This is a genomic window from Alphaproteobacteria bacterium, from assembly GCA_030680745.1.
In the GTDB taxonomy this organism is placed as follows: domain Bacteria; phylum Pseudomonadota; class Alphaproteobacteria; order JAUXUR01; family JAUXUR01; genus JAUXUR01.
Genome location: JAUXUR010000019.1, coordinates 1 through 10,477, shown reverse-complemented (window position 1 = coordinate 10,477; position 10,477 = coordinate 1). Strand labels below are relative to the sequence as shown.

General features: G+C 36.7%; 11 protein-coding genes. 2 read left to right on the top strand and 9 right to left on the bottom strand.

Features of this window, described 5'->3' with window-relative positions; genetic code table 11:
- The first annotated feature begins 81 nt into the window (after nucleotides 1-81).
- Nucleotides 82-222: a hypothetical protein gene (locus Q8L85_01530; GenBank protein ID MDP1723368.1), complete on the top strand. Its 141-nt coding sequence runs from the start codon at nucleotides 82-84 to the stop codon at nucleotides 220-222.
- A 120-nt stretch (nucleotides 223-342) separates the two neighbouring features.
- On the opposite strand, the gene Q8L85_01525 is transcribed toward Q8L85_01530, so the two are convergent.
- Nucleotides 343-804 (bottom strand): RidA family protein, encoded by a 462-nt coding sequence (locus Q8L85_01525; protein MDP1723367.1) that lies wholly within the window; start codon nucleotides 802-804, stop codon nucleotides 343-345.
- Between the two features lie 121 nt (nucleotides 805-925).
- Between Q8L85_01525 and Q8L85_01520 the strand changes: the two genes are divergently transcribed.
- Nucleotides 926-1,726 carry an aquaporin gene (locus Q8L85_01520; protein MDP1723366.1) on the top strand — a complete coding sequence of 267 codons (801 nt, stop codon included), beginning with the start codon at nucleotides 926-928 and terminating at the stop codon, nucleotides 1,724-1,726.
- Nucleotides 1,727-2,074: 348 nt separating this feature from the next.
- Here Q8L85_01520 and Q8L85_01515 read toward each other — a convergent pair whose 3' ends face one another.
- The 8 genes from Q8L85_01515 to Q8L85_01480 all read right to left on the bottom strand — a co-directional run.
- Nucleotides 2,075-3,016 carry an IS110 family transposase gene (locus Q8L85_01515; GenBank protein MDP1723365.1) on the bottom strand — a complete coding sequence of 314 codons (942 nt, stop codon included), beginning with the start codon at nucleotides 3,014-3,016 and terminating at the stop codon, nucleotides 2,075-2,077.
- 370 nt (nucleotides 3,017-3,386) lie between these two features.
- Entirely contained in the window at nucleotides 3,387-4,271 is an 885-nt protein-coding gene (locus Q8L85_01510; GenBank protein MDP1723364.1) for a hypothetical protein, read from the bottom strand.
- Between the two features lie 385 nt (nucleotides 4,272-4,656).
- On the bottom strand, nucleotides 4,657-5,334 hold the full coding sequence (gene trmB / locus Q8L85_01505) for a tRNA (guanosine(46)-N7)-methyltransferase TrmB (protein MDP1723363.1): 678 nt from the start codon (nucleotides 5,332-5,334) through the stop codon (nucleotides 4,657-4,659).
- Between the two features lie 142 nt (nucleotides 5,335-5,476).
- On the bottom strand, nucleotides 5,477-6,646 hold the full coding sequence (metK, locus tag Q8L85_01500) for a methionine adenosyltransferase (GenBank protein MDP1723362.1): 1,170 nt from the start codon (nucleotides 6,644-6,646) through the stop codon (nucleotides 5,477-5,479).
- A gap of 17 nt (nucleotides 6,647-6,663) precedes the next feature.
- A complete protein-coding gene (aat, locus tag Q8L85_01495; protein MDP1723361.1) occupies nucleotides 6,664-7,314 on the bottom strand; it encodes a leucyl/phenylalanyl-tRNA--protein transferase in 651 nt (216 codons plus the stop codon).
- The gene (gene accC, locus Q8L85_01490) at nucleotides 7,304-8,650 is read right to left on the bottom strand and encodes an acetyl-CoA carboxylase biotin carboxylase subunit (protein MDP1723360.1); all 1,347 of its coding nucleotides are present in this window, start codon (nucleotides 8,648-8,650) and stop codon (nucleotides 7,304-7,306) included. Before accC ends, aat begins: the two co-directional genes overlap by 11 nt.
- A 55-nt stretch (nucleotides 8,651-8,705) precedes the next feature.
- Nucleotides 8,706-9,203, bottom strand: a complete 498-nt coding sequence (gene accB, locus Q8L85_01485; GenBank protein MDP1723359.1) for an acetyl-CoA carboxylase biotin carboxyl carrier protein — start codon at nucleotides 9,201-9,203, stop codon at nucleotides 8,706-8,708.
- A 299-nt stretch (nucleotides 9,204-9,502) separates the two neighbouring features.
- Nucleotides 9,503-10,477, bottom strand: a 975-nt coding sequence (locus Q8L85_01480) for a hypothetical protein (protein ID MDP1723358.1), incomplete at its 5' end; no start/stop codon positions are given.

Sequence of the window (10,477 nt, the reverse complement as noted above, 5' to 3'; positions counted from 1 at the left end):
AAAAATACAAAGACAGAGTTTTAAAAAATATAATGTCGCGTGCTCAATCGTTGGGATATGTGCTGTTAAGAAAACCGGAAAATGATGTCAAAAAAAATGACTTGTTATCAACATCTTAAGTCTTGGTCATTAGAAGCGGCAAAGCAGCAAAGCAATCCAGTTCTAAATCAATATACAGCATTTGAAGGACTACTCTCTGGATTGCTTCTTCGCCCCATTTAATTTGGGGCGCATCGCAACGACGGAAAGTTTAGGTTTTCTGAAGAATGAATTATCGAGTTCGCGTTAATAAGTACAGCCATCTAATATTAAATTAAATGACTGTGTGGAATTCAGTTATTTTTAGAGAAGCACTTCAAACATTGCTTCAACTTCAACGGCAACATTAAAAGGAAGTGACGCGGCCCCCATTGCAAAACGTGCATGTTTGCCTTTTTCACCGAAGATTTCAACCATAAGGTTGGATGCGCCATTTAAAACGACAGGATGATCTGCAAAGTCTGGTATTGCATTAACAAAACCACCAATTTTCAAACAACGAACAACTTTATCCAAATTACCTTTAAGATGATAATCAAGTTGCGCGATGATATTAAGACCACATAAGCGTGCTGCTTCTTGGGCTTGCTCGATTGTAATTGTGTGACCCACTTTACCTAAAAACTTTTTCTCACCTTCCCAAAAAGGAAGTTGGCCTGAAATATACACAATATTACCACTTTGGGTTACAGGCAAATAATTAGCAACAGGCGCTGAAACTTTTGGCAAATTTATGTTTTGGTCAATAAGACGTTTAGCAATCATTTTATTCTCCAGGATGATTCGATCTTTTTCTTAATGCCTGACAAATTATAGTTTGTAAAGTCAAATATTTATGACACAATATTTAAAGAAGGTAATTAAAAATAAAAAAAGGGGGAATGTCATGAAACTTAAAACGGCTCATCCTATGATCCGATTTTGGCATTACGTGTCTGAATTTCTGGCAACGTTTATATTCTTTTTTGTTGGTTCTATGATGATTGGCATTTTTTTTGGTTTGCCAGCTTTTAAAGAGTCGTTCTTAACACAAGAAATGCGAATTCTTGCAGTTGTTATGGTTATTATTGCCACCACCCTTTTGATTATTTATTCACCTTTAGGCAAAATAAGTGGGGCGCATATGAACCCTGCTGTCAGTTTTGCTTTTTGGATGGAAGCACATCTTGAAACAATTGATTTTATCTTTTATGTACTGGTGCAAATATTAGCAACTTTAGCTGCTATCTATCTGGTATCAATTATTATTCCTGATCCCTCCATTGCAACAAAATTGGGTCTTCCAGAACCGCCATCGGAACATCGTGTTTTTATTGAATTTGCCGCTGAAGTTTTTGCAACAGGTATACTTATTGGTCTTTTATTCTTTTTTCTTTCTGAAAAAATACTTGTAAAATATACAGGCGCTTTGATGGGATGTTATATTTTTTTCATTAAGCTTATTTCAATTGAGGCAGTCAGTCTCAATTTAAATCCAGCAAAATATCTGGGAGCAGCAACTGTCTTTCATCATTTTAGTAATGCCTGGTTATATATCATAGGACCTTTCTTAGGAACGTTTTTAGCTGTTATGCTACATAGAAGCTGGAGCATATTAAAACGTCCTAAATATTTCAGGTTTAATCATGAAGAAGGATATCTTGAAAAGCTATTTTCACGTTATTCAGATCTTAAAAAGAAGAAGTGAAGAAAAAATCAATCTACCGGACAAAAATTTAATTTTGTATAGAAAGTTACCAATTACCGGCTGTTTCCCTGAATAGGTGGGAAGCAAAGCTTCGAATAGGATTCAGGTCTAATTAACAATCATGATCGTAGATCATGACGTTATTTAAATAATTTTGCCATGCTCTTCGAGCATGTATTTCGTTTTGGATCTACCGTCTTAAAGGTCAAGAGAAAAAACATTGTTTTTAGTTTTTTTTTAGCTGAAAATGAAACTTTTTTAAATAATGTTAAGTTAACCACAGGGCCCACAACCCCTGCCCAGCTTAGCTATAATGGCTGCTGGGAGGGCTGTGGACTTGTGGATAACTTACTCTTTCCAATTTTCCCCAGATTTAAGCATTGCATTCAGTGTGATAAGCATTTTTCGCATCACTGCAACAAGACCTACTTTTCTTGGTTTTCCTTTTTCCACCAGGCGTTGATAAAAAGATTTCATTCTAGCGCTGTGAACCGTTCCTACTAATGCGGACATATAAAGCATTCGTCTAACTTCAAATCGTCCAAACTTAATACTTGATTTCTTTGCACTTTTGCCGCTTTCTCTTGTGATTGGTGCAACACCTACCAAAGCTGCTATTTCGCTTTTATTTAATTGTCCTAATTCTGGAAGTTCTGCTAATAAAGTTTGTGCGACACATGGCCCAACACCGCTCATACTTATCAATATGTTGTATTTTTTAAGAAGAACGTCGTCGTTTTGAATAATGTTTTTTAATTCTTTTTCAATCATTTTTATTTCTTTTTCATAGTGATCAATAGATCTTTGAATAGAAGATTTAATATTTTCTAGCATTTCTGGATAAACTAAACGACATCTTTCTTGCTGGCGCATCATTTTTAATTGACGAAGGCGCCCATTATACCATTCCAATTCTTTTTGTGTTTTGGAAACAGGAGGTCTTATTTCATTTTCTTTAATAAACGCACCATAATCAGCTAATATTTTGGCATCAATTTTATCTGTTTTAGCTAATTTTCCACGTGCTTTTGCAAAAGAAACAACTTTGTTCGGGTGTGATATGTGAATTTTTATGCCCTTTTCTTCTAAAGGAATAATAGCTTTGAGCTCATATCCTCCCGTACTTTCAAGAACACATAATGTTTCCTTGCCTAAAGGAACTATATGTTTATCAATAAAAGTGGGAATGTCCTTTGAATCGACTCGATAAGATTTTTGTTGAACATGCACATCGATCCAATTTTTAGACACATCAATGCCAATAAAATGTTTAAAAGTAAAGTGTTCCATGGTATCCGCATCATCTATGTTGATCCATAGCGCCGGATTGTAAATTCGGATTTAGGTCCGTTCTACCGTTCGCGCTTAAGATCGTGGGCAGAAGCTTTAGGATCCAACCGACCTTTTAGGTCTGTCCTGAAATACAAAGTCTTCTGCCATTATCATGACTAATTTCACTCAATCATGCTAGATTTTTAAGATACAATCCTGAATCTGCCTTCGAAACTTTGCGCTCTCATTGTTTCAGGGAAACGGGTGGGTTGTTAGTAGCCTTCGAGATAAAAGTTTATTTTTTGTCTTGTAGATTGGAAGAGACTACACTTCATTTCACTCATTATTACTTCTCTTAATTTAAAGCGATAACACTATAGACAATTTTCTACATTTTCATCGCTAAGACCTCTTTCTGAATATTGCTTAAAGCTTCTCCTGAAATTAGATTCATTTCTTTTGCTTTTTCAAGAGCTTTATTAACAGCATTGCGCACAAAAGATACAGGATCTTTTGCGTCTTCTTTTTTGCTATTAATCCCTTCTTTTAAGCCTTTCATGAATGCTTGGGATAAGATACTGCGATTAAAAATATTGAGCTTCTTAACAAGGGGTTGATTTTGAAATGCAACCATTTCTTTAAGTTCTTGAAGTGTAAAAGTTTCAGCCATCGCTTTCTCATTCGCTTTAATAAAAGTATCTATATAGAATTGATTCAAAAGTGTATTTCCTTCATGCTTTATAAAAGCATCTATTATATTGAGAAGTACGCCCTTTTCCGCATTTGCATGATCTTCGATTTTTTTTACAATCATTGTAATGATTGTAATGATGGGTCCCAATATTTGATCAGGACTATAAAGATGCGACATATATTCACCAGCCAATGCAATTTTTTCTGACGTTACACCATCAGATGCTTTTGGAAGAGTGTTTTGTTTAATTTGTTGATCATACTGATCTCTCATCATTTTTATGTTTAAATTAGCAGGATGATCAATTTCTTTTTGGAAAAAATCTAATAATTTGTTACTTACATTTTTGTCTAATCCGCTATCTGCGGCCTTGATTGCAATTTGTTTGAGGAATGCAACCATAAAAATTGGCATAGTTGAATCCAACATTTTTTTCATAACCTTATTATTAACATAGGCTTGATATTGAGGATTATTTGTTTTTAACCAGGTTTCATTTTTTCTTAAATCAAGAATAGATTGAAGTTCTTCAGCTGTAAAATTGCCTTTATATGCATCTTTTACTTCTTGAGAATCCATTCCGCTGCTATTCGGGCCTTCCTCATTGAGATTATCAAGTAAGATAGTTTGAAACTTTTCCTGATTTTGTCCAAATTTTTCGGTAATTCTTTTGAGTTGAAGACCGATTGGTCCTAATGCTTCAAATGACTTTATTTTTTGAGAATCATCAGGTTTTGAAATTTTGGTAATAAGTTCATCTTTTTGGTTGCTATTATCTGCATAAAGCGATGACGTTAAGAGCAGAGCAGAGCAGAGCAGAGCAGAGCGTTTTTTTCATTTTTTCCTCCAAATTTGTTTTATTATTTAACTATATAATTTTTTTAAAAATATATATACTTAAAAAAGATAGCTTAAGGGTATAAAGAATAAATATTATATTTTGTTACTTTTAAAATTAGATAATTTAACTTTTTACTAATCTAAAATAATGCGCAAATCGGTTTTGGTTCAACGCTTTTTCTTCATAACGGGTTATGGGAATAAAAGAGGGTCGTGTAAATTCAGTGTTAAATTCTTCAACAAGCTTTAAAGATTGTTGGTTGGCAATGGCATCACGCATCCAGATTTCATAGCCTTTATGATCGGTCGCTAAATAAAGCTCGCCTTCAGATTTTAATTTTGTTGCGCATAAATCAATAAATTGCGATGTCACAAGGCGTCTTTTATGATGGCGTTGCTTTGGCCAAGGATCTAAAAAAAGGGTGAATACTTTTGATAATGATGCGGGTTTTAATTTTTCAAGAAAAATACGGGCATCCAATGGTGAAAGACGAATATTATCAATCTGTTGATTGTCAACATGTTGCAATAGACTTGCAACGCCATTCATAAAAGGATCAAGACCAATAAAACCCATTTCAGGGTTTTGACTGGCTTGGTACACAAGATTTTCGCCACCGCCAAAACCAATCTCAAGAACATATTCTTTGATTGATTCTGGGAACAAGACATGAGGATCAAATACATCGCAAGTCGCTATATCAAAATTAAGCTTGGGTAATAAATCTTCGACTAAATTTGTTTTATGGACGCGTAAGGATCTACCTAAACGGCGACCATAAAATTTAACGCCATGTTTCATACTCAATTCTTTCCAATTGTGGAGGGTGCCAAAAATATAAAATTTCGGGATTCGTAATGCTCATGTATGAAAGGATACACGCCGCTTCCTTCACCACTCATCTTTTTGACCCAAATTTGAAATTGATTGAGTATGTATTCTTTTAACTGCATCCAAATTCTCTTTTAAGCTCATCAACAAGCGATAATTTTTCCCATGAAAAACCACCATCGAGTGTTGGTGCTCTTCCAAAATGACCATATGAAGCTGTACGTGCATAAATAGGACGATTGAGCTTTAAATAATTTCTTATACCTTTAGGGCTAAGATCTACCATTTCTTGTAGCTTTTTGGCAAGTTTTTCTTCATTTACATTCTTTGCGTCATGTAAATTAATATAAATGGCGATAGGTTTTGCAACGCCAATGGCATAACAAAGTTGTAATGTGCATTTATCGGATAAATTCGCAGCTACTATGTTTTTGGCTAAAAAGCGGGCCATATAGGCAGCTGACCTGTCAACTTTTGTAGGGTCTTTACCCGAAAAGGCACCACCGCCATGGGGTGCTGCGCCACCATACGTATCAATAATAATTTTACGGCCTGTAAGGCCTGTATCCCCATCCGGACCGCCGATTACAAAACGACCTGTTGGGTTAACGTAAAAGTTTTTTTCGTCACACATCCAGCCTTGCGGCAAAATATTTTGGATGTAAGGACGCACAATGTCACGTACATCTTCTTGACTTAAATCTGGATGATGTTGTGTGGAAAGGACAATGGCTGATGTTCCGTAAGGGACACCGTCTTCATATTGAACACTTATTTGACATTTAGCATCTGGTCTTAAACCGGGTAAAGATCCTTTATGACGCGCATCTGATAAAGATTTTAATATAGCATGGGCATAATAAAGGGGGGCCGGCATTAAAACATCTGTTTCGCGTGTTGCATAACCAAACATAATGCCTTGGTCGCCAGCACCTTCTGATCCTTCATCATCGGCTTCAACACCTTGTGCAATATCTGATGATTGAGCATGGATATAATCTTGAATAATAACATTTTGCCAATGAAATCCTTCTTGCTCATACCCAATTTCACGGATACAAGATCTGACTATTTCTTCATGCATTTCTTGAGTCAAAGGGGATGCAGATTTCACTTCACCCGCAAGAATCACACGATTGGTGGTTGCAAGTGTTTCAAGGCCAGTATGCGCATGTGGATCTTTTAATAAATAAGCATCGAGCAATGCATCCGAAATACGATCGCAAATTTTATCTGGATGGCCTTCGGAAACTGATTCACTGGTGAAGATGTATTTGCTCATTTTTTTCCCTTATTTTTTTATGTTTTGTATTTTTCAATTATATTTAATGCGTTCATTGGCGCATTGGGGAGTCCAATAAAGGCACAATCAAGTTTAATAGCTTCTTCAAGAATTGGCTCAAAATCAACTTGATCAATTTCGATCGCACCGAATTGTGTCAAATGCGTATTGATAAATTGAGCATCTAATATCTTGAATTTATTCTGAATAAGAGTTGCTACAAGCTGAATGAGGCAAAATTTAGAGGCATTTGTTGCACGCGAAAACATGCTCTCGCCAAAAAAGATGCCGCCAATATGAAGGCCGTAAAGACCGCCCAAAAGCTGATCATCTTCCCAATATTCGATAGAATGTGCGTGGCCTTCTTCGTGTAATTCTAAATACAGATCAACGATTTCATCATTGATCCACGTATCTGTTTTGTCTTTGCGGATTGTTTGGCAATGTTTTAACACTTGCTTAAAATCACGATCGTAAAAAAGCTGACCCTGCATGTTTCGAAATTTTTGGGCCAATTTGGTCTGAATATGAAATTGATCCAAAGGAATCATGCCGCGTTTTTTAGGGCGCACCCAAACACAATGCGGTTCATCAATGCTTTCGGCCATGGGAAAATAGCCTTGAGCATAGGCCATTAAGGCCATTGATATAGGGATATTACTGATCAAGGCCTATAAAGCGCTCCAGCCAGTGAACATCGTATTCGCCATTTAAAAATGATTGTGCTTTTGTTATTTTTTTGTGCAAAGGAAGCGTTGTTTCGATACCACCAATGACATATTCGTCAAGCGCACCGCGTAATCGCATGATACATTCGTTGCGTGATTGTGGATGATGTACCACTAATTTTGATGCAAGACTATCGTAATAAGATGGCATTTTATAGCCTGAATATAATGCCGAATCAACACGTACGCCAAGGCCACCAGGTGCATGATAATCATTGATCGTGCCAGGGGAGGGCATAAACGTTCTAGGATGTTCTGCATTCACGCGACATTCAATAGCATGTCCACGGAATTTAATATCGGATTGTTTGAACGCAAGATGAGCACCTGCTGCAACCCGAATTTGCTCATGTACTAAATCAATGCCGGTTATCATTTCAGTGATAGTATGTTCTACTTGAAGGCGGGTATTCATTTCGATGAAATAAAATTGACCATCTTGATATAAATATTCAACAGTACCAACGCCCAAATAACCTAATTTAGCAACAGCTTTCGCGGTTAATTTACCGATTTGAGCACGTTCTTCATCATTTAAAGCAGGAGAAGGCGCTTCTTCGATCACTTTTTGGTGACGGCGTTGTAATGAGCAATCGCGCTCACCCAAATGAACAACATTACCGTATGAATCTGCAATAATTTGAACTTCAATATGACGTGGATGGTCCAAATATTTTTCAATATAGACTTCGCTATTGCCAAAATTTGCTTCGGCTTCATTGCGCGCTAAATATAAACATTCTTTAAGGCTTTCAGGCGTACGTGCAACTTGCATACCTTTGCCACCACCGCCACCAGCTGCTTTAATAAGCAATGGATAGCCAATGGTTTCTGCAATTTTTAAAGCGTCTTCTTCATTTTCTACAGAACCTGCAGAGCCAGGTACCGTTGGAATGCCCAATTTAATCACTGCATCTTTTGCGGTGATCTTATTGCCCATTAAGTTGATATGTTCAGGCTTAGGGCCGATAAAGGCAAGACCATGATCGATAACAACTTCGGCGAAATGTGCGTTTTCAGAGAGAAAACCAATCCCAGGATGGATCGCATCAGCACCTGTAATGGTGGCAGCAGAAATCAATGCAGGAATATTCAAATAACTGTCTTTAGCGCGCGGTGGGCCAATACAAACGCTTTCATCGGCAAGTTTGACATGCATTGCATTTGCATCTGCTGTTGAATGAACAGCGACGGTTTGGATGCCCATTTCACGACAAGCGCGCAAAATACGAAGGGCAATTTCACCGCGATTGGCAATCAGTATTTTTTCAAACATATTTTGTAACTTCCAAGATGATGCATCTATTTGCCAGAATTATTGGGCAATGTGTTTACTCGAGAATAAGTAAAGGCTGTCCAAATTCAACAGGTGATCCGTCTTCAACAAAAATTTTGGTCACAGTACCAGTTTTTGGTGCAGGAATAGGATTCATGACTTTCATGGCTTCGATGATCAGAAGCACGGTGCCTTCTTTGACCAAATCGCCCACTTTAACAAAGGATGCACTACCAGGTTTGGGGGAGACATAAACAGTTCCAACCATAGGCGAGTTTATCGCATTGATCAGATTGTCTTCAGCTGGTATGACAGGCGCCACATTAATAGGCGTCACATTTTGACTTGGTAGCGGTTGATGTTGCATATCATGATGGGGTTGACCCATAGACACAAATTGAGTTTGTGTTACTTGTTTCGCAACACGGATTTTTAAACCCTTAGATTCAATTTCAATTTCAGTAAGACCTGTATCTACTAAAATTTGTGCGATTTTACGCACTAAATCTTCATCTTTTTCGTGTGGTTTAATGGCCATTTCTAAAACACCCATTGATCGCCCCTTTACTAATCGTTGAGAGGAAAAAGTTTTGCAAAAAATTACTTACTTATTAAAAGACTTATACCACAATTGTCAAGAAAAAACATATTATTTTAACTATATTCTTAATATATTTTTTTATTAAATGATTTTATTGGATAATATTCTCGTTTTAAAGTTAAAAAATGTTTTCGTTAAAGTGAAAGCTTAAAAACACCGTAGGGGAGACGCATTATAGTTTGAGAGAGATCCAATCCTTGCCTATCGAAAATTTAGGTCTATCTTAAACTATAATGCGTTGACCACACTAATTAATCATCAATAGAATTCCAATTATTAAAATTATGATCAACAATCATTTCATTTTTGATGGAATCATCTATTAAAAAACCCTCATGAATCAGGATGGCTTTGGCACCATCCCTAGTTAATATTGCAGGTGCCCCTTCTGTATCTAAAGGATCGGCGGTAAAATATTTTTGCCACTTTGTATTATTTTCATCGTCAGATATTAACCCTTGAAGATATAAATATTCTGCAATAGAACCTGTTGTAAACGGACGGAATTGTCTGTTTTGTCGTGTTTTAGCTCTCAAACGAAGAATTTCCTTTTCACGATCAGCAGGCGATAAGTTTTTACCACTAATCCCAAGTTCTTCTCTAAGATCGTCGGCATCCTGTCTTGTTTCGGATGCTTGCATAACCCAATCAATAAGACGGTCGGGGCTTACAAGACCGTAAAACGTTTGAACGACGTTCCATTTATTCCCCGCAAAAGGATCTTGCCCCATAGTGCCCATACGTTCTTCATACGAAGCGATGGCAGCATTTAGACCTAATTCATCTTTTAATTGATCACGATAGGAACTTATCAAATGAACGTTTTGAGAATTTTCAGCTGCTTTTGCCAAAATAGCCGTCGTAAAATGTGCATTTTTCTTAACGGATAAGAAACGTTTTAAATTATCTTTAAAGTTATTCGTTTGATATCCATTTTCTGATAGTGCATAAGCCACAGAATTGATACCTTCTGCTTGGCCTGTGGGGCAGTGCAAAAGACCGTTTACCAGTAAGTTAAACAATAACATCTTGGCGTCTGGATCAACGGTATGATTGATGCGATCCATAACAAAAGTTAGTGCTTTTTGGGTTTCAGGAATTTGGGCTTCGTACATTTTCCAGGGTTTAACATCATTCCCTATCAACGGTAATTTATAAAGAGCCCTGATATAGCCTGTTAAACGCGGCGCAAGGTATTGAAATACTTTATCAAGATTTGATAGATT